Origin of the sequence: Bradyrhizobium sp. AZCC 1577, assembly GCF_036924575.1 — a bacterium.
In the GTDB taxonomy this organism is placed as follows: domain Bacteria; phylum Pseudomonadota; class Alphaproteobacteria; order Rhizobiales; family Xanthobacteraceae; genus Bradyrhizobium.
The window spans coordinates 3,182,074-3,203,291 of the sequence record NZ_JAZHRQ010000001.1; the positions used below are offsets into that span (position 1 = coordinate 3,182,074).

19 protein-coding genes and 1 pseudogene are annotated in these 21,218 nt (G+C 60.9%); 12 read left to right on the forward strand and 8 right to left on the reverse strand.

Features of this window, described 5'->3' with window-relative positions; genetic code table 11:
• The first annotated feature begins 4 nt into the window (after positions 1–4).
• The 7 genes and pseudogenes from urtC to V1278_RS14735 all read left to right on the forward strand — a co-directional run bounded on the left by urtC (position 5) and on the right by V1278_RS14735 (position 6,597).
• On the forward strand, positions 5–1,150 hold the full coding sequence (gene urtC / locus V1278_RS14705) for an urea ABC transporter permease subunit UrtC (protein ID WP_334381248.1): 1,146 nt from the start codon (positions 5–7) through the stop codon (positions 1,148–1,150).
• Positions 1,151–1,217: 67 nt separating this feature from the next.
• Positions 1,218–1,973: an urea ABC transporter ATP-binding protein UrtD gene (gene urtD / locus V1278_RS14710; protein WP_334381250.1), complete on the forward strand. Its 756-nt coding sequence runs from the start codon at positions 1,218–1,220 to the stop codon at positions 1,971–1,973.
• Between the two features lie 66 nt (positions 1,974–2,039).
• Complete coding sequence (gene urtE / locus V1278_RS14715) at positions 2,040–2,729, forward strand: urea ABC transporter ATP-binding subunit UrtE (RefSeq protein WP_334381251.1); 690 nt, start codon at positions 2,040–2,042, stop codon at positions 2,727–2,729.
• A gap of 38 nt (positions 2,730–2,767) precedes the next feature.
• Positions 2,768–3,997, forward strand: a complete 1,230-nt coding sequence (gene fmdA, locus V1278_RS14720; RefSeq protein WP_334381252.1) for a formamidase — start codon at positions 2,768–2,770, stop codon at positions 3,995–3,997.
• A gap of 88 nt (positions 3,998–4,085) precedes the next feature.
• Positions 4,086–4,433, forward strand: a complete 348-nt coding sequence (locus V1278_RS14725; RefSeq protein WP_334363940.1) for an FmdB family zinc ribbon protein — start codon at positions 4,086–4,088, stop codon at positions 4,431–4,433.
• Positions 4,434–4,476: 43 nt separating this feature from the next.
• Positions 4,477–5,517, forward strand: coding sequence for an aliphatic amidase (locus V1278_RS14730; RefSeq protein WP_334381253.1), 1,041 nt, complete (start codon positions 4,477–4,479; stop codon positions 5,515–5,517).
• Positions 5,518–5,753: 236 nt separating this feature from the next.
• Positions 5,754–6,597 (forward strand): annotated as a pseudogene (locus V1278_RS14735) (aldo/keto reductase).
• Between the two features lie 36 nt (positions 6,598–6,633).
• On the opposite strand, the gene V1278_RS14740 reads toward V1278_RS14735, so the two are convergent.
• From V1278_RS14740 to V1278_RS14750, 3 genes are read right to left on the reverse strand one after another with little or no spacing between them, the layout of a single operon-like run.
• Positions 6,634–8,223: an ATP-binding protein gene (locus tag V1278_RS14740; protein ID WP_334384178.1), complete on the reverse strand. Its 1,590-nt coding sequence runs from the start codon at positions 8,221–8,223 to the stop codon at positions 6,634–6,636.
• Complete coding sequence (locus tag V1278_RS14745) at positions 8,223–8,927, reverse strand: response regulator transcription factor (protein WP_334381254.1); 705 nt, start codon at positions 8,925–8,927, stop codon at positions 8,223–8,225. The genes V1278_RS14740 and V1278_RS14745 overlap by 1 nt, the downstream gene beginning before the upstream one ends.
• 34 nt (positions 8,928–8,961) lie before the next feature.
• A complete protein-coding gene (locus V1278_RS14750; protein ID WP_334381255.1) occupies positions 8,962–10,578 on the reverse strand; it encodes a DUF4153 domain-containing protein in 1,617 nt (538 codons plus the stop codon).
• A 169-nt stretch (positions 10,579–10,747) separates the two neighbouring features.
• On the opposite strand from V1278_RS14750, the gene V1278_RS14755 reads away from it, so the two are divergent.
• The gene (locus V1278_RS14755) at positions 10,748–12,049 is read left to right on the forward strand and encodes a glycoside hydrolase family 3 N-terminal domain-containing protein (protein WP_334381256.1); all 1,302 of its coding nucleotides are present in this window, start codon (positions 10,748–10,750) and stop codon (positions 12,047–12,049) included.
• A 42-nt stretch (positions 12,050–12,091) separates the two neighbouring features.
• On the opposite strand, the gene V1278_RS14760 is transcribed toward V1278_RS14755, so the two are convergent.
• The 3 genes from V1278_RS14760 to V1278_RS14770 all read right to left on the reverse strand — a co-directional run bounded on the left by V1278_RS14760 (position 12,092) and on the right by V1278_RS14770 (position 14,526).
• The gene (locus V1278_RS14760) at positions 12,092–13,267 is read right to left on the reverse strand and encodes an OpgC domain-containing protein (protein WP_442893658.1); all 1,176 of its coding nucleotides are present in this window, start codon (positions 13,265–13,267) and stop codon (positions 12,092–12,094) included.
• Positions 13,268–13,444: 177 nt separating this feature from the next.
• Positions 13,445–13,720: a hypothetical protein gene (locus V1278_RS14765; protein WP_057844512.1), complete on the reverse strand. Its 276-nt coding sequence runs from the start codon at positions 13,718–13,720 to the stop codon at positions 13,445–13,447.
• A 167-nt stretch (positions 13,721–13,887) separates the two neighbouring features.
• The gene (locus V1278_RS14770) at positions 13,888–14,526 is read right to left on the reverse strand and encodes a S24 family peptidase (RefSeq protein WP_334381258.1); all 639 of its coding nucleotides are present in this window, start codon (positions 14,524–14,526) and stop codon (positions 13,888–13,890) included.
• A gap of 132 nt (positions 14,527–14,658) precedes the next feature.
• Between V1278_RS14770 and V1278_RS14775 the strand changes: the two genes are divergently transcribed.
• From V1278_RS14775 to V1278_RS14785, 3 genes are read left to right on the forward strand one after another with little or no spacing between them, the layout of a single operon-like run.
• Entirely contained in the window at positions 14,659–15,189 is a 531-nt protein-coding gene (locus V1278_RS14775) for a GcrA family cell cycle regulator (RefSeq protein ID WP_334381259.1), read from the forward strand.
• Positions 15,186–15,356 carry a hypothetical protein gene (locus V1278_RS14780; protein ID WP_334381261.1) on the forward strand — a complete coding sequence of 57 codons (171 nt, stop codon included), beginning with the start codon at positions 15,186–15,188 and terminating at the stop codon, positions 15,354–15,356. The genes V1278_RS14775 and V1278_RS14780 overlap by 4 nt, the downstream gene beginning before the upstream one ends.
• A gap of 47 nt (positions 15,357–15,403) precedes the next feature.
• Complete coding sequence (locus V1278_RS14785) at positions 15,404–15,979, forward strand: DUF6456 domain-containing protein (protein ID WP_334381262.1); 576 nt, start codon at positions 15,404–15,406, stop codon at positions 15,977–15,979.
• Here V1278_RS14785 and bamA read toward each other — a convergent pair.
• Positions 15,960–18,305, reverse strand: coding sequence for an outer membrane protein assembly factor BamA (gene bamA / locus V1278_RS14790; protein WP_334381263.1), 2,346 nt, complete (start codon positions 18,303–18,305; stop codon positions 15,960–15,962). The two genes, V1278_RS14785 and bamA, sit on opposite strands and share 20 nt — an antisense overlap.
• A gap of 237 nt (positions 18,306–18,542) precedes the next feature.
• On the opposite strand from bamA, the gene V1278_RS14795 reads away from it, so the two are divergent.
• A complete protein-coding gene (locus V1278_RS14795; RefSeq protein ID WP_442893657.1) occupies positions 18,543–19,595 on the forward strand; it encodes a hypothetical protein in 1,053 nt (350 codons plus the stop codon).
• 20 nt (positions 19,596–19,615) lie between these two features.
• Here V1278_RS14795 and V1278_RS14800 read toward each other — a convergent pair whose 3' ends face one another.
• Positions 19,616–21,172 (reverse strand): winged helix-turn-helix domain-containing tetratricopeptide repeat protein, encoded by a 1,557-nt coding sequence (locus V1278_RS14800; protein WP_334381264.1) that lies wholly within the window; start codon positions 21,170–21,172, stop codon positions 19,616–19,618.
• Positions 21,173–21,218: the final 46 nt, after the last annotated feature.

The window sequence follows — 21,218 nt, forward strand, 5'->3', positions numbered from 1 at the left end:
GATCATGATCATCAACTCGCGCTTCTTCAATCGATCCGAGCTCATTGGCTTCGTTGCACTGGGCCTGGTCCTGCTCGTGATCCTGCCGCTGTCGCTGGATGTGTTCCGTCTCAATCTGGTCGCGAAATATTTGACTTACGCCTTTGTCGCGATCGGCCTCGTGCTGTGCTGGGGATATGGCGGCATCCTGAGCTTGGGGCAGGGCGTGTTCTTCGGCCTCGGCGGCTACTGCATGGCGATGTTCCTCAAGCTGGAGGCATCCAGCGTCGAGAACACCAAGATCCAGTCCACGCCCGGCATTCCGGATTTCATGGATTGGAATCAGATCACCGCGCTGCCGCTGTTCTGGCAGCCGTTCCACAGTCTCACCTTCACCGTTCTCGCCATCATCCTGGTCCCAGGCCTCTTCGCCCTGATCATCGGCACGGCAATGTTCAAGCGCCGCGTCGGCGGCACCTATTTCGCGATCATCACCCAGGCCGTCGCCGCCATCCTCACCATTCTGATCGTCGGGCAGCAGGGTTATACCGGCGGCATCAACGGCATGACCGACCTGCGTACACTGAAGGGATGGGACATCAGGCCCGACCACGCCAAGGTCGTTTTATACTTCTTTGAAGTGTTCCTGCTGTTCGGCTGCATCCTCATCGCGCAGTTCATCCGGCTGACAAAGCTTGGCCGCATCCTGGTGGCGATGCGCGAGCAGGAAGATCGTGTCCGCTTCTCCGGCTACAGCGTTGCCAATTTCAAGATTTTCGCCTTCTGCATGGCTGCGATCTTCGCAGCGATAGGGGGCGCCATGTTCGCACTCAATGTCGGTTTCATGTCGCCGTCCTTTGTAGGCATCGTGCCGTCGATCGAAATGGTGATCTACACTGCCGTCGGCGGACGGACGTCGATCTTCGGCGCGGTGTGGGGGGCGCTGCTGGTCAATTTTGCTAAGACCGGCCTTTCGGAATCCTTCCCGCAGCTCTGGTTGTTCGGCCTCGGCGCGGTGTTCATCGCGGTCGTGCTGGCCTTCCCGAACGGCTTGTCGGGCATCTGGGCGGATCACGTCCAGTCGCGCATCGATCGCCTGATCAGCTCGATCAAGAAGAAGTCCGGCGACTGGACCAGCAATTCGGTCGCCGACGGCGCGCCGGCAGAGTGAGGAGGACATCATGCTCGTCGGTCATATCGGTTGCCGATGCCACACTGGCGAAATGAGGAGATAGATCATGCTCATCGGTCACCAGCCTAAGCCCTTCCTGCTCGCGGTCGAAGCGCTCACGGTGTCGTTCGACGGCTTCAAGGCGGTGAACAATCTTTCCTTTTATGTCGAGGAGAACGAGATCCGCGTCATCATCGGCCCCAACGGCGCCGGCAAGACCACCGTGCTCGACCTGATCTGCGGAAAGACTAAGGCAACCTCAGGCTCGATCCAGTTTCGCGGCAAGGAACTGACAAAGCTGAAGGAGAACCAGATCGTACAGACCGGCGTCGGGCGCAAGTTCCAGACCCCGTCGGTGTTCGAGGATCTGACCGTGTTCGAGAATCTGGAGATTTCCTATCCGCGCGGCCGCACTGTGTTCGGCTCGCTCGTCTTCCAGCGCGATGATGCTGTCAAGCAGCGCATCGAGGAAGTCGCCGAGATGATCTTCCTGAAGGATCGTCTCGACACTTATGCCGATCAGCTCAGCCATGGCCAGAAGCAATGGCTCGAGATCGGCATGCTGCTGATCCAGGATCCGGAACTCCTGATGCTCGACGAGCCCGTCGCCGGCATGAGCGTCAGCGAGCGGGCGAAGACCGCCGAACTCTTGAACCGCATCATCAAGGACCGCTCAGTGCTGGTGATAGAGCACGACATGAAATTCGTCGAGGACATCGCCCATAAGGTCACGGTGCTGCACCAGGGCCAGATCCTGTCGGAGGGCACGATGGAGAAGGTCAAGAACGATCCGAAGGTGATCGAAGTTTACCTCGGGCACTAGCGCATGATCCCGGAAAGTGGCGTCCGGTTTCCGGACAAGATCATGCGCAACAAATAAGGAGCGCTCATGCTGGCTATTTCGGATCTTCACGTCGCCTACGGTCAGAGCGAAGTTCTGCACGGCCTCAACGTCTCGGTCGCGCCCAACGAGATCGTCGCGATCATGGGCCGTAACGGCATGGGCAAGACCACGCTGATGAAGTCGCTGATGGGCATCGTGCCGACCAAGAGCGGCTCGGTGAGCATGGCAGGCGCAGAGCTCAGCACGCTGCCGAGCTACGAGCGTGTCGCCAGGGGCCTCGCCTACGTGCCGCAGGGCCGCATGATCTTTTCCACCATGACGGTGAAGGAGAACATCGAGACCGGCCTCGTGGTGTCGGGCGGCTCGGAGGTGCCTGAGGACATCTACGAATTATTCCCGGTGCTGCTGGAGATGAAAGGCCGGCGCGGCGGCAATCTTTCCGGCGGACAGCAGCAGCAGCTCGCTATCGCCCGCGCGCTCGTCACCAAGCCAAAAGTGCTGCTGCTGGACGAGCCGACCGAGGGTATCCAGCCGTCGATCATCAAGGACATGGCGCGCACCCTGAAGCGCATTCGCGACGAGCGCGGCCTGTCGATCGTCGTCTCCGAACAGGTGTTGAGCTTTGCGCTCGACATCGCCGACCGCGTGTTGGTCATCGAGAACGGCGAGATCGTCCGCGACGAGCCGCGCGACAGCGTCGATGCCGCGCAAGTCTCGAAATTCCTGTCCGTGTAAACCCGCAAACCGTGCTGTCAAAAAAAGGGGAGCTATCGATGCCAGAGACACTGATCAAGGTCGATCTTTCGAAATCGGCCTACGACAACGACATGATCCACAACCGCTGGCATCCCGATATTCCGATTGTGGCATGGGTCAATCCGGGCGACGATTTCATCATCGAGACCTATGACTGGACCGGCGGTTTCATCAAGAACAACGATTCCGCCGATGACGTGCGCGACATCGATCTTTCGATCGTGCACTTCCTGTCCGGCCCGATCGGCGTCAAGGGCGCCGAGCCTGGCGATCTCCTTGTGGTCGACCTGCTCGATGTCGGTCCGTTGAAGGAAAGCCTGTGGGGCTTTAACGGCTTCTTCTCCAAGCAGAACGGCGGCGGCTTCCTGACCGACCATTTCCCGCTGGCGCAGAAATCGATTTGGGACATCAAGGGTCTCTACACCTCGTCGCGCCACGTGCCCGGCGTGAATTTTGCTGGCTTAATCCATCCCGGCCTGATCGGCTGCCTGCCCGATCCGAAATTGCTGGCGACCTGGAACGAGCGCGAGACCGCGCTGATCACGACCAATCCGACGCGCGTGCCGGGCCTTGCCAATCCGCCGTTCGCCGCGACCGCGCATGCCGGCCGCGCCAAAGGCGATGCCAAGGCCAAGGTCGGCGCCGAAGGCGCCCGCACCGTGCCGCCGCGCGAGCATGGCGGCAATTGCGACATCAAGGATCTGTCGCGCGGCTCGAAGATCTTCTTCCCGGTCTATGTGCCGGGTGGTGGACTCTCGATGGGCGATTTGCACTTCAGCCAGGGCGACGGTGAGATCACTTTCTGCGGCGCAATCGAAATGGCCGGCTGGCTGCATCTGAAGGTCGATGTCATCAAGGATGGCGTTGCCAAATACGGCATCAAGAATCCCGTGTTCAAGCCATCGCCGATCACGCCGAACTACAAGGATTATCTGATCTTCGAGGGCATCTCGGTCGACGAGGCCGGCAAGCAGCATTACCTCGACGTCCACATCGCCTATCGCCAGGCGTGTTTGAACGCGATCGAGTATCTTAAGAAGTTCGGCTATTCCGGCGCGCAGGCCTATTCGATCCTCGGCACCGCGCCGTGCCAGGGCCACATCTCAGGCGTCGTCGACGTTCCCAACGCCTGCGCCACGCTGTGGCTGCCGACCGAGATATTCGACTTCGACATCATGCCGTCGTCGGCCGGACCGATCAAACACATCAAGGGCGACATCCAGATGCCGATCTCGCCGGACAAGTGATTCCCGCGCGAGAAGGGTGCGGGACGGCGCCGGGTATCACGTCGCCCCGCATCCGTCGCGGAGCAAGGAGACATCGCGAGGAAACCAGATGCCTGTCTACGAATATCTCTGTAACGACTGCGGCCCGTTCACGGACATGCGGCCGATGGCCGAATGCGACGACCCGCAGGACTGTCCGAATTGCGAAAATGAATCACCGCGCGTGATCCTGACCGCACCGGCGTTCTTCTGCATGCCGTCAGAAAAGCGCAAGGCGATCGCCACTAACGAGCGCAGCGCCCATGCGCCGAAGACGGTGGCGGAATACAAGGCTTCGCACGGCCCCGGCTGTGGGTGCTGTTCAAGCGGCAAGAAGAAGTCGGCTCGGCTCATGACCAAGACCAGAGGCGGCGCCAAGGGCTTTCCAACCGCGCGCCCCTGGATGATCAGCCACTGAGGCTCGATCCTTCCAACTCAAACCAGAACAAGAGGCGATCCCAATGCTTCATGGTGACATATCTTCCAGCAACGACACCGTCGGCGTCGCCGTCGTCAATTACAAAATGCCGCGTCTGCACACCAAGGCCGAGGTGCTCGACAACGCACGTAAGATCGCCGACATGATCGTCGGCATGAAGCTCGGTTTGCCGGGCATGGATCTCGTGATCTTCCCGGAATATTCCACCCACGGCATCATGTACGACTCCAAGGAGATGTACGAGACCGCCTCGCAGGTCCCGGGTGATGAGACGGAGATCTTCGCCGAAGCGTGCCGCAAGGCAAGAGTCTGGGGCGTGTTCTCGCTGACCGGCGAGCGCCACGAGGAGCACCCGCACAAGGCACCGTACAACACCTTGATCCTGATGAACGACAAAGGCGAGATCGTCCAGAAATACCGCAAGATCATGCCGTGGGTGCCGATCGAAGGCTGGTATCCAGGCAATTGGACCTATGTTTCCGAAGGCCCCAAGGGCCTGAAGGTCAGCCTGATCATCTGCGACGACGGCAACTTTCCGGAGATCTGGCGCGACTGCGCCATGAAGGGCGCCGAGCTGATCGTGCGCTGCCAGGGCTACATGTATCCCGCCAAGGAACAGCAGATCCTGATTTCCAAGGCGATGGCCTGGGCCAACAATGTCTATGTGGCGGTCGCCAACGCTGCAGGCTTTGACGGCGTCTACTCCTATTTCGGCCACTCCGCGATCATCGGCTTCGACGGCCGCACGCTCGGCGAGACCGGCGAGGAGGAATACGGCATCCAGTACGCGGGATTGTCGAAGAGTCTGATCCGCGACGCGCGCCGCAACGGCCAGTCGCAGAACCATCTCTTCAAGCTACTGCACCGCGGCTATACCGGCATGATCAATTCCGGCGAAGGCGCGCGCGGCATCGCGGCCTGTCCCTACGATTTCTATGCGAAGTGGATCGCCGACCCCGAAGGGACGCGTGAGATGGTCGAGGCGATGACGCGTTCGACCGTCGGCACCGACGAATGCCCGATCGAGGGGATTCCGAACGAGGCGACGGCGAGTAATTACTAGCCGGTCAGCGTGCCACACATTCGAATGTCGTCCCGGCCCTCATGCGCAATTGCGCATCAGGAGCCGGGACCCATAATCACAAATGTGGGTTGTGGCGCGGCGCTGCGGCCGCAGTTTCCTTCATATCTGACCTTCGTGGTTATGGATCCCTGCTTTCGCAGGGACGACGTTGTGGAGACATCATAGCCCGTTTCGTCTAAAATCCGCGCCTGCGACTTTTGACGAGCGAGGCGACCTTGCAAACAAGAAAATTCGGCACCAACGGCCCCGACGTCTCCGTGATCGGGCAGGGCACCTGGTATCTCGACCACGGCGACCGCAAGGCCGCGATTGCCGCCCTGCGCCGTGGCATCGCAACCGGCATGACCCATATCGACACCGCCGAGATGTATGGCGATGCTGAGCCGGTTGATTGCCGACGCGATCGCGGAGCTGCCGAGGGAAATGCTCTTCCTGGTCTCAAAGGTGTTGCCGAGCAACGCCTCGCGCCGCGGCACCATCACCGCCTGCGAGCGCTCGCTGAAGCGGCTGAAGGTCGATTATCTCGACTGCTACCTGCTGCACTGGCGCGGTTCCTATCCGTTCGAGGAGACGGTGGCGGCGTTCGAGGAGCTGGTGGCGAGCGGAAAGATCCGTTCTTGGGGCGTCAGCAATTTTGATTCAGATGATCTCGATGAACTCGTCGATATCGCAGGCGAGGGCAAGATCGCCTGCAACCAGGTGCTCTATCATCTGCAGGAGCGCGCGATCGAGCACGCCGTGATCCCGTGGTGCGAGAGGCATGGCGTCGCCGTCGTCGCCTATTCGCCGTTCGGCCACAATGACTTTCCATCGCCGCGCAGCAAGGGCGGCGAGGTGCTGCAGGCGATCGCCGATGCACACAAGGCAACCCCGCGCCAGGTCGCACTGGCGTTTCTCACGCGCACGGCATCGGTGCTCGCGATTCCGAAAGCCTCCAGCGCGGAACACGCGGCCGAGAATGCGCGGGCGGGGGACTTGAAGTTGAGCGAGGCCGATATTGCCGCGCTCGACAAGGCTTTTCCGCGCGGCCCCAAGCCGCGGGGTTTGCCGATGCTGTAGCCTCTCTCTTCCCGCGCTTCGCGCGTCTGACGGACTTCAGGCGGCCGGAAACTGCAGTTCGAACGCGACGCCCTTGTCGGACGGCAGGAGCAGGATCGATCCGCCGTGGCTGGTCATGATAGCCTGGACGATCGAGAGTCCCATTCCCGTGCCGCCGGTGTCGCGGCGCGTGGTGAAGAAAGCGTCGAAGATCTTCTCCCGGTTCGCTTCGGATATCGGATCGCCATCATTGCTGACTATCATCCTGACGGATCCGTTTTCCTCGGCCGCTTCGAGCCGCACGGCCTTGGCGTTATGACGGATGGCGTTGTCGGTCAGATGCGACAACACGATCAGCGCCTTTTCGCTGGACATGCCGATCGAGCGGTCCAGGCACCCCGTTGCGTCGATCGCGCGTGCCGGAAACCGGCTCTTCAACCCGCCAATCACCTGCGAAAGCCCGGTCTGCTCATTCTGCGGCGCGGCCTCGGCGCGCGCCAGCTCGCGTAAGCGCTGGGTCATGGCTTCCAGGCGCCCGGTGTCCCCCAGAATGTTCGATATGAAATTCTTCTGCTCCATCCGGGTGAGGGTGTCTGTCTTGCTCTGCAGGGAATCCAGCAGTAGTTCGGCGGCACCCTTGATCGATGTCAGCGGCGACTTCAATTCGTGGGTAAGGTGCGCTGAGAAGGTCGCGATGTAATCCGACCGCCGCGACAATTGTTCGGCCATGTCGAGAAAACTGTGCGACAACTGCGCAAACTCGCGCGTGCCGTAATGGGCGAGGGGCCGAAATGCATCGCGATCGCCCCGCCCGATGCGCGCGGCGCGATCGACCAGCTCGCGCATCGGGCGGGTGATGGTTCGGGAGAATACCAGGCCGATAACGATGGTCGCGAAAACAACCGCAAGCGCCGCCAGAATGAACTTGCCGCGTTCCTGATAGAGGTGGTCGAAGATGTTGCTCGGGGTCCTCGACGTATAGATCACCCCTGCGACGCGGTTGTTGACGACAACAGGCATTGCCGAGAACACGTGGACGCCGACGCCGCGGCTGATCGAGTAGATCGGAGGAGGAGGCTTGTCGGGTTTGCGAATCCGCAGGGCCGCCCGGTATTGTCCCTTGAGCGCTGTGGCTATCTCCTCGATATGGGCGAGCGATTGGCCGACCTCGTCGCGGCCGGCAATCACGACACCCTGGGGATCGAGGATGCGGAAGCCGGCCAGCGTGACTTTCTGGGTTTCCCGGATAATCGGCGTCAGCCGCGAGCCGATCTCGACATAGGGTTGCGATGCGGGCGCGCTTGCTGGAAGTGCGTCAGGCCGCCGCCGAAGCAGGTCTGCGCCGGCAGCGAGATCGAGCGCGGGTCGGATCGGCGTAAGCTGGTCTTCCCGGGCCAGGCGCGCCTCGGGCGGAATTTCGGCGCCGAGCGCAATGCCGGCGTTAAGGCGGGTTTCCACTTCCCGGGCATAGACCGCGGCAAGCACCCGGCTTTGCGCGATCAGTTCGGCCTGGGTTTGGTGAATGAGCTGATTGTCATAGAGGCGGAAGAAGAATAGCCCGACCAGCGGCAGTGTCGCCGCAGCGGCGAGCGCGGCAAAAATGACCTGTCCCACCGACGGCCGCCATTTTTGAGCCTTGTGAGGCATCATGCCTGGAGCTCGCATCGCCCGAGCTTGAAGCCGACACCGTGAATGGTTTCGATGACGTTGTCGCAGTTCACGGCGGACAGCTTGGCGCGGATATTGCGGATATGGCTGTCGATGGTGCGGTCCGACACCTGGATGTTGAGCTGATAGGCGGCGCTCATGATCTGCTCGCGGCTGAAAACGAGCGTAGGCCGTGTCAGGAATGCCCTGAGGATTCCAAACTCGATGGCCGTCAGGCGCAGCGGCTTGCCCGCAAACTCGGCAATATGCTGGCCGGGATCGACGAGCAACTTGCCCTGCGACAGCGTGGCCGAGGACGCCTTTGCGTCCTGCCCGCGCGAGGTGATGCGGCGCAGGATGACGTTTACCCTCGCTACGAGTTCGCGCGGGCTGAAGGGCTTGGTGACATAGTCGTCACCGCCGATCTCCAGGCCCAGTACGCGATCGATCTCGTCGTCGCGCGCGGAGAGAAACAGGATCGGAACGTCTGAGGTTTTTCTTATTTCGCGGCAGACGTCCAGGCCGTCGAATTCCGGCATGCCGATATCCAGAATGATCAGATCCGGCTTGTCGGCAGCAAAGCGGGTCAAAGCCTCCTTGCCGTCGCGCGCTTCAAAGACGGTCATTCCGGCTTTCTTTCGTGCAACACGGATGACCTCGCGTATATGAAGGTCATCGTCAACGATGAGAATGCGGTGCGTCAAACGTCTCTCCCGGCGCAATCGGCTTGCAGTCGAACTAACCTGTGGTCGAACTCTTCGGTTGGGCTTCCAGGGCACGCTGGAGGCGCCAACTCCGAAAACCCCAGGAGCGCCAGGAAGCGGTCTCTTTCGCTTGCTGTTCTACAAGGCAACTACGGCGGGAAACAAGGGCCGGTTCGAACCCGCGAAGGGCGATGGCCCGGTCGATGGCAGGCAATGCCTGCGGCCCGAGGGATAGCAGATAGTTCATATCGATCCACACTCCTTTGCCGCCTGCTTCGCGGCTATGGCTGACATTATAGTCAGCGATGATGGCGGCGAAATTCACCAGTGAACAGATGTAGAGGGTCGCCGTCAGGGTGATGAGGTTGGCGCGGATCAGCCAATCATTCGAGCGGTTCAGCACGATGCGGGCGACGATGAGCACGAGGCCCAACGCGACCAGTACCATCCAGATGAAGGCCGCGACGCGCCACCAGGTCAGCAGATAGATTTGGACATAAAGATCGAGGCGCAGGATCGACGACATCACCAGCAGAACATTCTGCGCCACCCATAGATAGACCAGCGGCCGAATCACTTTCGACTGCCCGGCCGGCCCACCTGGTCTCATCGCGGCCAGAACGAAGCCTGCCGCCAGAAGCGCCGTGACAATGAGAGGATAGGCGCCTCGATGGGCGTAGGTGGCGTAGCTGATATCGGCGGGCAAGGCGACGTTGCCCCAGAGATAGATCGCATCGAGGATGGTTTGAACGGCGAACAACACGTTGAACAGGACCAGCGAACGCAGGATCGTCGCGACGCCGAAAAGCTCCATTCGGTCCGATCGTGGCGTCTGGTCCAGAACCGCCGGTTCGACCAAGGCGGACGAAACCGCCATCTTGCTACGCCACCAGACATGGATGAAGGGCCATATGATCGACAGAGCCGTAGCCCAGAACAATATCCGACTCAGGCTCAGATAAGAGGCGGCGTCGCCCGGGCTCATCAGCCGGATCCACTTCTCCAACAATGGATTTGCCGAGACGAGCAGAATAACGAAGATGCCGCCGAAGGCGACGGGAATGAACCAAATCGTAAGACCGGTCTTCAGTGTCGGCAGATTGAACAAGCCGATGGCGTCCCGAAAAAACCTGAAGGGGCCGACCAGAAATAGATCGCATAGCGCCGCCGCCTGTTCACCGAGCTTGTAGCTTTGCAGATTGGTGGTCAGCAACAGACCAACGCCGAGCGCCAGAATCATGAAGGCCAGAGAAGCCGCGTTGAATTCCTCGACAGCCGGTACAAGTCCGGCCAACACGAGCACGCCGGCCAGCAGCATCCGACTTCTGTTCAACGTTGCGAAATTGGCGGTGAGTGACCCCAGAGCCAGCGCGAGCGCAAAGACGATCGTAGAAATCCCGATTTGTTGGCCGTAGAACAACCAGTCGGCCAGAGCCGCCAGCGCCACGGCAATCGCGGGTTTGACCGGGATCGGGCTCGCCTGAGCGGAGCCTGCATCGGATGCCGGCGTGGAGAGGTCGGTCATTGGTCCGCTACCTGTCTGGAGGGGAGAATTGCAAATCAGCGCCGTCGCGGGTCGCTCGCATAGCCACCACCCGTCGCTAGCTAATCTTGTGGGAACAGGCATTCGAAGACCGCCGCTGAGTTGCAAGACGGACTATCTGGCGTGGTTGTGCAATTGGTTGGACCGCCGTCTGCAAGAGTTCAGGATTTTTCTGCAGTTTCCGTGCAGGTGCGGTTATGCGCTCGCGCCGGCGAGACAAGTTTGATACGGGCAATGGTCTCGTCTGATCCCCCTTGTCCAAACTCCCATCATTCTCATGCAAAGTCTCAAACGTATCGGCCTGATCCTGGTCTGGCTCGCTGGAATAGCCTTCGTTTTCGCTGCTGCGAACAAAAACGATCCCTATCTGATTTCGCTGCGGGGAAGGGGAAACATCGCTCTGGCTACCGCGAGCGTGGTTGTCGCCGTATTGCTCATCCGCCGCGGCTATTGGAGAAGAGGCATCGCGGGAAGGGCGCTCATACTGCTGTGGTGCCTGCCATCGCTGTCGATGCTTGGTGCGCATGCTGCATTTGAATGGCGCAAGCAACGGGTTCTGCGGACCGATGCTGCACAGGTGCGCAGCCTTGGAAAACATTTTATCGTTGGGTATTCGTCATTCCCGGAGGTTTCAGTTCTCGCCGAGAAGGGCCTGATCTCCGGCGTCTACATCACCAAGCACAATGTCGCGGGATCGTCGGCGACGCATCTGAAAGAGGAGATTTCGGCGCTGCAGGCAAAGCGGCGCGCTGCCGGCCTGCCGCCCTTGATCGTGGCGGCCGACCAGGAAGGCGGCATCGTATCGCATCTGGCGCCGCCTTTGACCAAGCTGCCGGCTCTATCGACGCTTGCGAGCGTGGCGCCGGATGTGCGCGCCGGGAAAGCACAGGCATTCGGGCGCGCTCACGGGCGGGAGCTGGCGGCGCTCGGTGTTACCCTGAATCTTGCGCCGGTGCTGGACTTGCGACCCGAACTGAAGCGCAACCGGCTCGACTTCAACACTCTGATCGGCCGCCGCGCGATTTCCGATGATCCGGCGGTCGTCGCCGAGATCGGACGAGCTTATGTGAATGGCCTCGAAGCGTCCGGTGTTGGAGCGGTCGTCAAGCATTTTCCGGGGCTCGGCCGCGTGCGATCCGATACTCATCATTTCAGCGCCGGCTTGGATGCGCCGCTCGATGAACTCGAAGCGTCGGACTGGATTCCGTTCAGAAAGGTGCTGGCCGGCACGAAAGCGCAACTGATGATCGGGCATGTGACGCTGACGTCGGTCGACCCGGACCGCGCCGCGTCACATTCCAAACGCGTCGTCGACGGCATCATTCGCAAAAAATGGAGCTATCAGGGCGTCATCATGACTGACGACCTCGTGATGGGAGCAATCTATCAACGCAATGTCTGCACGGCAGTGGTCGAGGCGCTCAATGCCGGCGTCGATCTGCTGCTGGTCGCCTTCGACGGGGCGCAGTTCTATCGCATCTTCACCTGCGCCATGGCGGCGTCGGCCGAAGGCAGGCTCGACGCCGCCATGTTGGGCGACAGTGAGATGCGGCTGAAAGGGGCGTTCCCTGTGGATTGAGGGACCGCGATGCAGAGCGGGAAGGCAAGATGCCGGCGCGAACTACTTCGCGAACCGGCTTTCCTTGGGCAGCTCCGCCATTCCCCGGGTCCGGAATGCGGGCTTGTGATCCTGCTGCTTGGACCACGACACATAGTAGGCGATGGCTGTCATGATCGAAATCCCGGCGAAGCTGACCAGGACATGCAGGGCAAGCGAATCCGGGCCTGTGATCAGGACGAGATGCGCGGCAAACGAGAGAAACACCCCGGCGCAAAACACGGCCAGCCATTCCTCGCCGCACTTCATGATCGGCTGTAACGCCTGCCATCGGAATCCGCGCCAGCTACGCGGCACCATGTAGGTAAAGAGAAAGGCCAGCGCCAGGAAATGAAGCACCCTGTAGGGAGCAAGGTTTTCCCCATCGTTGGAAGGAAAGGCGTCGCGCAGGAAATCCGGCACAATTCCAGCTTGCGGAAACTTCCCTGCAACGGTGACGACCAGCGCAAAGAGCAGGTACAGCCATGCCGCGGTGCGCAGGATTGCGAGGCCCTGAAGGGTGCGTATGGCGTGCACCTGTCTGGCACCGCCTAGCGCAAACCAGGCGCCGAGCACGAACAGGAGCTGCCAGGAGAACGGGTTGAGATGCCAGCGTCCGTCCGGAAACGAAGACAGATTCCAGTCGAGCAGGCGGGATGCGAAGTAGAGACCAATCGATCCGGCGAGCGTAAGGTTCGGTCGCCGCATCACGCCGAACAGCACGATCGGAAAGAACGCCATCAGCACGATGAACAGTTGCAGCACGTCGAGATTGAGCGGCTTGGCCTGAAGCAGCAGGCCGTGAATCAGCGTCCGGATCGCGTGGTCGACGATCCCCGTAACATTGAACTCGCCGATGAGTTCGGGGGCGCGGGATCTGCGCGCGACATATCCGATCAGTTCGATATAGATCACGAACAAAACGACGTAAGCGGCGTAAAGCTGCCACAGGCGCTTGAAAATGCGCGTCGCCGACACCACGAAACCGCGCTCCAGCATCATCTTTCCATAGAGGATCGCGGCCGTGTAGCCGCCGATGAATACAAACAGATCGGTGGCGCCGCTGAAGCCGAAATTGCGCATGGTCAGCAGGCTCACCGCATTGTGCGGGACATGATCTAGAAAGAGAAACCAGGCCGCAATACCAAGCAGGAGACAGAGTCGGAAATCGCGGTCGCGCGCGGCGAGCTCGGCCTTCATTGACGGATGCATTTTTGGCTAAGACTTTACATGTCGGAGGAATCGAATCGCGAATCTAGTGCGATCGTCCGCGCCGTCGGAATAGACTTTGCGTGAAGAATAATTAAGCAAGTTGTCGGCGATTAAAGCCCGCCCGGTAATCACAATGTTTTGAGGGAATAGCGTGACCGAACGTGATCACGCTCTCTCGTGCTTGCGCAGATCGCGGATGTGATCGAAATGGCTGGCCTGCAGATCGGCGCCCGTCGCGCCGATGTCGGGAAGGGCCGCCTCGCTCAGAATATCGGCCGTGATGTCCTCGACCGAGCAATCTGCGATTTCGTGGATGAAGCTGATATTCTTATACTCGCCCGACGCCACCCGGGAGATGACCTCGCGCCTTGTGATTTCCGGATCGACGATGGCCTCGCGACCGCGGCGGCCGTAGTCGATCATCACGACGAAATATTGCATGTTGGCGATCTGACCTTATCCCGCGCGCCGGAATCTACGAGAAAGAGTATTTCTGAAAATCGGAAATAAGTCAAGCAAAAATTCCGAAAAACAGAAATTGGGCGAGGTCGGCGAGGCGGTCACACCTTAGCAGGATTTGTTGATTCGGAAGTCGCAAGCTGCCTTGATTACTTTTCCAGCGTGCGTCCGCCGGTCGCCCTTGCTGCCTTGCGCGAGCGGGCCGCCGCCTTGTTGCGCAATCGTTCGATCTGGCCCCTCGGCAGGGTGACGCAGATCTCGCCGATCCATTCCAGCTTTACGCCGGTGATCGGCTTGGCATTGAAGCTCGTCAGGTTGACCGACGCTGGGGATTTTCCGCGCTCGATCGTCTTCAGATATCGCTCGCCGGTCTTCAGGCGGACCGCGGCTTCCTCGCCGTAGAAGCTCGACAGCGGATGGCGCTGCTGGCGATAGACGACGATAACGTCGCCATTTTCGTACTTTGGCAGCATGGAATCGCCGGCCACCTCGAAGGCAATGGTTTCTTCCGCGATCGGAAACGGCAATTCGACTTCACCGAGGCCCTCCGGCGGCACCTGCTCATGTTCCGGCTCGATCGAGGCGCCGGCACCCACCCGACCCATGATCGGGACCGAATTCAGTTCGAGATATTCGATGATCGGCGCGATTTCAGACGCCTTGATCAGCCGAATCCCGGACAGGATTTCGGAAACCGCGCCGGGACGAACGCCCATCGCGGCGGCCAATCCGCCCTTGGTCTTGCCCGGCTTCTCCAGGCCTCGCTCGATCAACCTGATGTCCAGCATGATCACACCTTTCCGAATTTCAGAAACAATAGCAATTCCGATTACCAGAAATCAAGCTTGACTTTTCATTTCGGAATATCAGAAATTAATTGCCGGCGTCGGGCGGCGTTGACAAGAGCAAGGACAACAAGGATGGAACTGTCGAACTGGGCGCCCGAGCACTCGGACGCGCTGCGGGAATTTCTTGCCAAAGGCATGAGCTATTCGGAGGCCGCACGAGCGATCAATTCACGATTCAGTACCTTCTACACTCGCAGTGCAGCGCTCGGGCGCGCACGGCGCCTCGGACTAGGAGCTGACCATCGCCTGCAACCGTCTATGCCCACCAAGCCGGCGGACCCGCACGACATCGGAGAACCTCGGGCCAGTGATTCCAGGACGTCTGCGCTTGTCTGGCCGGTGCCGTTGTTTAAGGAGATCAAGCCGCTCAAGCTGCGCTGCGCGGCGATCGAGCCACGGCATATCTCCCTGACCGAGCTGGAGAGTGGTGACTGCCGCTACCCCTACGGCGGCGATGAGGAGAGCGAGGTTATTACTTTCTGCGGTCATCCGCGCCGCCCGGGTTCGGCTTACTGCACGCCGCATTTTCATCTGAGTCGCAACCCGGTCGTGCCGTCCGAACACGCGGTGAGCGCTTTGCTGCGGATGTTGGAGACAGCATGACGAACGCTGCAGTCACATGCGTGGCCGACAGGTTGAAACGGCTGCCGCGTCGCCACCGGATCGCTCACCTGCGTGCGCTGATCGGACTTCAGCCGGAGGGCTGCGGCTGGCGGGATGCATTGTCCGAATTGCTGCGCGACGAGATATCGAGCGCATCAAACGAATAGATCTTCCGGTCGATACCGAATTCTACTGCTTTCAAGGAGTCCATCAGATGCCGAGAGCCAAACGCCGAAAGCCATACAATCCCGCCAAGGCGCATGACCGAAGGTCGCGCGATTTGTCACGCAATGCCGAAGTCGCAACCGTCGAGGTCGACAACCCGCTGGCGTTGGAGCCGGGCGAGAAGATTGTTGCCTTGCGTTCGATTCGCAACGATCCCCTCGCTCGGTTACATTCCCACCGCCAGATCGACGAGGCGCAGTACCAGGCGGGGAGGGCGTTCCAGAGCGATTGGGAGAAGGCGGAGCGCGGCCCGCGCGCGGTCGATCCGAGCCGGGAATATGTCGATGGCGGGCAGCGACGCGAACCGATCACCGAGGGTCAACGCAAGGCCGTGCTGCGGTTGAACCGTGCCGAGCGCGAACTTGGGGCGGACGGCTCGGCGCTGGTGCATGACGTCCTGGTCCAGCGAATGACCATGGAACAGGTCGGCGAGCGGAGGGGGCTGCGCACCAAGCGATGGCATGACTATTTTTCAAGGCGATTGCGCGAATGCCTCGACCGGTTGGCGCTGTTGTACGGGTTCGCGACGGAGCATCCCGTTCCGGTCAAAATCCTCCCGCGCTGAAGCGCAGAGGCTGCACCACGTCATAAGCTGCCTTCGTCAACGGTACGGCGTAGTCGACGGTCAAGGCGCCGAATGGCGAGGCCCAGGTCAGGCCGGCACCGACCGACGATCGCACGACATTCTTGTTGGCGACCTGAAGCGATGCCGTCGACCCGCTGTAGCGGAATACGCTGCCGGCGTCGACGAAGGCCGTGGCCCTGAGGCCGTATTCGTTGGGTACGCCGGGGATCGCGCTCTGCAGTTCGGCGGTCGTTGCCCAATAGGCGCTGCCGCCGACATTATCCATCGTGGTGCCCGGCGTCAGGTCGCGTGGGCCGAATCCGTTCGGGGCAAAGCCTCGCACCATGGTCGGGCCGCCGAAGAAGTTGTTCATCAGCGGTACCTGCTGGCCGCCCCAACCGGTAACGTAGCCGCCCTGGGCGCGCACCATGCCGACCAGGTCGCTACTGAGCGATTTGTAATAGCGCACGTCTTCCGTGGTCTTCAGGAATTTCACGTCTCCACCCAGTCCGGCCAGATCCTGGCTGAGCTGCGATCTGATTCCGCTGGTCGGGCTCTTTGTGTTGTCGAGCGTACTGTAGGTCGTCGTACTGCCGGGGGCGGATACCCAGGTCGGGCCGGCGGCGGCCGCCTGCCGGACGGCCAACGAGGGCGTCAGGCCGGAGCTGTTCGGCGATAGCGTGATGTTCTGATTGTAGATCGAGTAGCGCCACTGCACCCCGAGCTCCTCGTTGATCGGGGTGCCCAGTTGCAGCCTCGCGCCATAGGTGGTGCTGCCGTAGGATTGGTAGCTATTGGCGTCGTTCTGGCGACCGAAAAGTTCGATTCCCGCGGCGACCTTGGTGCCGAGAAAATACGGTTCGGACGCGGCCAGGTTGATGCCGCGCGCATATTGGCCGTACGTGAAGGTGGCCTGCACATTCTTGCCCGTGCCGTAGAAGTTGCGCTCGCCTACTTTGACCTCGACGAGCGCACCATCGACAGTCGAGTAGCCGCCAGCGATGTTGAAATCACCGGTTGCCTGGTCAACCGCCTCGACATCGAGGATGACATGATCCGGCGCCGAGCCCGGCCGGTTCGATATTTTCACCGTCTTGAAGTAGTTCAAGTTTTTCAGGCGCCGTTCGGCCCGATCTATCAATGTCTTGTTGTATGGATCGCCTTCGGCGATATCGAATTCGCGTCGGATCACGTAGTCGCGGGTCCGCGTGTTGCCGTGAATTTCGATCCGCTCGACATAGGCTCGAGGCCCCTGTTCGATCACGAAGGTAACGTCGATGCGTTGCGCTGCGGCATCACGGGTGAGTTGCGGCGTCGCCTGGGCAAAGGGATAGCCGAGCTTTGCCATTTCGATCGCCAGCAGCTCCGTGGTCTTGTCCAGGGCGTTGCCGTCGAACACCGCGCCTGGATGGGCGGTGGGAAGGCCACGAAGCTTGTCGCAGTCCATTCCCGGAACGTTGCAGGCGACGCTGACTTCCCGGAAGTGATAAAGCGGGCCTTCGTCGATTGCGAAGTTCAGCGTGAACCCCTTCGCCGCCGGATCATACTCCGCCTTTGCCGATGAGACGCTGACATCGGCGTAACCTTTGCTGCGGTAGTAAAGCCGTAGCTGTTCCTGATCTTGCGCGACGCGGTCGGGATCGTAGACGTTACCGCCGGTCAGAAAACTCAGCATATGGGTGGCGGAGGTCTTGATTACGGCGCTGAGCTGTCGCTTGCCGAACGCCTTGTTGCCCGTGAAATCGATCCGCCGTACCGGAGTCTTTGCGCCCTCCGTTACGGCATAGATGAGGTCGACCCGGCCGTTGCCGCGGTCGATGATTTGCGGATCGACGCTGACCTCGGCGCGACCGACACGCCGATATGCCTCGATGATGCGGCCGACGTCGGACTGCACGGTGGCGCGTTGCAGCGAGCCGCGCGGCTTGGATTCGATGGCGGCGGCGAGGTCGGTGTCCTTGACTTTCCTGTTGCCTTCGAATGCGACGCGGTCGAGTACAGGCGCTTCGGACAGATGCACGACAAGCCGATCACCGGCGCGTTCGATGGAAACTTTCTCGAACAGGCCGGTTGCGATCAGTGCTTTCAGCGCCGCATCACGCGCAGCGTCATCGAAATGCCCATCAGGGTTTGCGTGAAAGTGTGAGCGTACGGTCTCGGCGTCGACGCGGCGGTTGCCTTCGACGATGATCGTATCTTGCGATGGCGGCGCGGCTTCGGTGACGACCGGCGTCACGAAAATCAAGCCGAGGGCGCCGGCAAGCCGGCAAACGGCCGCCCCCGATCGGAACGATCGGTTGCGCTGCGTGATGCGTCTGATCTCCACGTCCCGCCGGACTCCCAGTTAATCGGCTGAGATCGAATTGCCGGCGCGGGGCGAAAAAATGTCTGGGATAAGGTGAGTTGCGGGCGAGTTTTTCGCGACGCGCCACAATTTAGACGCCTTCTGTTAATGCCGATTTTCTCAGAATTGTCGCAATGCACGCTTCATGCTTCGCCATCGAGAGAGCCTCGGACGCTCGCGCAGGAACCGCGCAGGCATCGACGCTCGCAGGAGCATCACATGCGATATGTCGCCTTCATTGCCGCTGCGCTCATGCTGATTCAGCCCGCGCACGCAGAGAAGGCGCCGGAGGTCGATCCGCGCGCCTCGCTTGGGGTAGTCCAGCAGTGGATCTATAACTACCGCGCCAAGCCAGACTATGCACATGTCCCCGCAGCCGTGCGGGTGCTGTTTCACTCGCAAACATTCAAGGAGCCGGAGAACGCCGGCATTTACCTGGGCTTTATCGCCGGTGCGATCGGCTCCAACCCCGCCAAGGCCGAGCAACTCATTGCCAGTTTCTTCCCCGTTCGGCCGGAAGACGAATGGGTGATCGTCCGCGCCATCGCCTATTCGGGGCTGCCCGACTGGAGAAACGTTTTGCGCCGGGTCGCGCCACGAATGCCGGGCAGGCGGGTCATGATCGACAGCTATCTGGCGGGCAAGCTGCCGACCTTGACCGACATCCCGCTGGAAGAAGTAAAGCCCGGCATGATGGACAAGTTGCGCGGCGCCTTCACCAAGAATCCGTTTGCCAAGGAAGAGCGCAAGCTGAACACGACGCTCACGTTGGCAAGCAACCAGGATTTGCTGGACACGCTGTGGGGCTACTATTTTGCAACCGGCTCGCATGCCCCGATCCAGCGCATTATCCAGATGCTGCCATGGAGCAAGAGCCGCGACACGATCGACAAGCTGACGGTCGGAAGCATGGCGCGCTATACGCTGGCAAGCTACGCGATTCGTGATGCAAGTTTGCGCGAATATCTCCGTAGTGAACTTGCAAGGCAACCGGCGGCAGTCAAGGCACCGCTTACCGAAGTGGTTGAGGCGGCGGACACAGTGCAGATCGCTGCTCTCCGCAAGGATGCCCTGACCGCCGTGGATGAACTCAAGACCAAGGGCTCCGATAGCCGCCGCGATCTCAGCTTCTGGGGTCAGGTCGGCGTCGGCGCGGTTGCGCTCGGTTGCGTCTCTGCGGCTGCGTTAGGGCAAGTCGCAGTCGGCATTCCCTGCGTGATCGGAGGCTCGGCCTCGCAGGGATTGCTGTCGTTCTGGGAAAAGCAGCAGTAATCGAGGCCGGTCGCGGAAGCTCATTCCAAGCCGGCGCGGCGAAAGCCTTCGAGATAGTGCTCGCGATCGGCATCGAGCTTCCAGGGTAACTGCGTTGCAATCCAGGCGAGCGAGATATTCGGCTGGGTCCGGCGCAATTCCTGCAGCGCAGCGCGCGCGAGTTCGATCTGGCCGGTCATGCCGGCGGCGACCGTCAGCACCCGATAGGCGCCGGTGAGGTCGCCACGCTGACGCGTCGCCTCGCGCGCCAGTGCAATGGCTTCCTGATAGTTCCGTCCCACGAACTGGGCGTAGGCGGCAACGCCGTAATAAATCGCGGAAGAAGGATCGCGGGGACTCTGGCGGATGGCGCGTTGTGTCGCCGCATAGGCATCGGTCCAACGCCCGGTATAAGACAGCGCCAGGGCATAGTACCCCTGCGCGAGGGAGAAGTTCGGGTTGAGCTGGAGTGCCAGTTCGAACTCGGCGAGCGAATGGTCGAGCCGGCGCGTGGAGAAATACACGCTGCCGAGGGCCGTATGGGCCCAGGCATCCTCGCTGTCGGCGGCAATCGCCGCCAATGCTGCCTGCTCGGCGACGGGTGCTGCGGTTGCAAGATCCGTCCAGCCCAGATGCACGCCGAACATATGGTTGGTCGCGAACAGCGCCAGCGCCTGGCCATAGTCCGGATCGAGCGCAATGGCGCGTTCCAGCAGCGCTCGCGCGGCGAGGCTGTCGGGTTGCGTTACACGCCAGTGATGCGACAGCGCCCGCATCACCAGGTCCCATGCATCGATGCTGTTGGGCGGCTTGCGCCGGCTGCGAAAATTCTCCGCGGCGTAAATCTGCGGCTCGATCGCGGTGACAATGGCGTCCGTGATCTCGTCCTGTACCGCGAATACGTCGGTCAGGTCCCGATCGTAATGCTCCGCCCAGATGTGGCTGCCGGTTGCCGCGTCGTTGAGCTGCGCGGTGATGCGTACGCGGTCGCCGCTTCTTCGCACACTGCCTTCGACTACGTAGCGCACGCCAAGCTCGGCAGCGACCTGCCTCATATGCACCGGCTTGCCTTTGTAGGTGAATGACGAGTTGCGCGCGATCACGAAGAACCAGCGCAATTTCGACAACGCAGTGATGATGTCCTCGCTAATTCCGTCGGAGAAATACTCCTGCTCCTGGTCGCCGCTCATATTATCGAACGGCAGCACAGCTATCGCCGGCCGGTCGGGCAGCGCGAGCCCCGCACGTGGCTGTTCTGCCTCTACCGATGATGCGGCCTGCGCATCACACGGCCCATTCACGTCGCCGACGAAACGAATCCCTTTGCGGGGAATGGTGCGGATGAGTCTCTGTGCCTTTCCGTTGTCGCCAATCGCATTGCGGGCAGCGTTGATCCGGCTGTCCAGCGTGGAGTCCGAGACGACCCGCCCACCCCACACCAGCGCAATGAGATCATCCCGGCTGACCACGCGATCGCGGTGCTTCAGCAGGTGAACCAGCAAGTCGAATACTTGGGGCTGCATCGCAACCAGATCGCCGCCACGGCGCAACTCGCGACGATCGGTGTCCAGTATGTGATTGTCGAAATTGAATCTCACTTGCCCGCCGCATCTGTTCTCAAGAAACAATCAAGTCCGTCTCATG

Bases quoted from the DNA above. Each gene is read 5' to 3' on its own strand.
- urtC (WP_334381248.1), top strand. From the start codon at position 5: ATGATCATCAACTCGCGCTTCTTCAATCGATCCGAGCTCATTGGCTTC.
- urtD (WP_334381250.1), top strand. From the start codon at position 1,218: ATGCTCATCGGTCACCAGCCTAAGCCCTTCCTGCTCGCGGTCGAAGCG.
- urtE (WP_334381251.1), top strand. From the start codon at position 2,040: ATGCTGGCTATTTCGGATCTTCACGTCGCCTACGGTCAGAGCGAAGTT.
- fmdA (WP_334381252.1), top strand. From the start codon at position 2,768: ATGCCAGAGACACTGATCAAGGTCGATCTTTCGAAATCGGCCTACGAC.
- V1278_RS14725 (WP_334363940.1), top strand. From the start codon at position 4,086: ATGCCTGTCTACGAATATCTCTGTAACGACTGCGGCCCGTTCACGGAC.
- V1278_RS14730 (WP_334381253.1), top strand. From the start codon at position 4,477: ATGCTTCATGGTGACATATCTTCCAGCAACGACACCGTCGGCGTCGCC.
- V1278_RS14740 (WP_334384178.1), bottom strand. From the start codon at position 8,223: ATGCCTCACAAGGCTCAAAAATGGCGGCCGTCGGTGGGACAGGTCATT.
- V1278_RS14755 (WP_334381256.1), top strand. From the start codon at position 10,748: ATGCAAAGTCTCAAACGTATCGGCCTGATCCTGGTCTGGCTCGCTGGA.
- V1278_RS14760 (WP_442893658.1), bottom strand. From the start codon at position 13,267: ATGAAGGCCGAGCTCGCCGCGCGCGACCGCGATTTCCGACTCTGTCTC.
- V1278_RS14765 (WP_057844512.1), bottom strand. From the start codon at position 13,720: ATGCAATATTTCGTCGTGATGATCGACTACGGCCGCCGCGGTCGCGAG.
- V1278_RS14770 (WP_334381258.1), bottom strand. From the start codon at position 14,526: ATGCTGGACATCAGGTTGATCGAGCGAGGCCTGGAGAAGCCGGGCAAG.
- V1278_RS14775 (WP_334381259.1), top strand. From the start codon at position 14,659: ATGGAACTGTCGAACTGGGCGCCCGAGCACTCGGACGCGCTGCGGGAA.
- V1278_RS14780 (WP_334381261.1), top strand. From the start codon at position 15,186: ATGACGAACGCTGCAGTCACATGCGTGGCCGACAGGTTGAAACGGCTG.
- V1278_RS14785 (WP_334381262.1), top strand. From the start codon at position 15,404: ATGCCGAGAGCCAAACGCCGAAAGCCATACAATCCCGCCAAGGCGCAT.
- V1278_RS14795 (WP_442893657.1), top strand. From the start codon at position 18,543: ATGCGATATGTCGCCTTCATTGCCGCTGCGCTCATGCTGATTCAGCCC.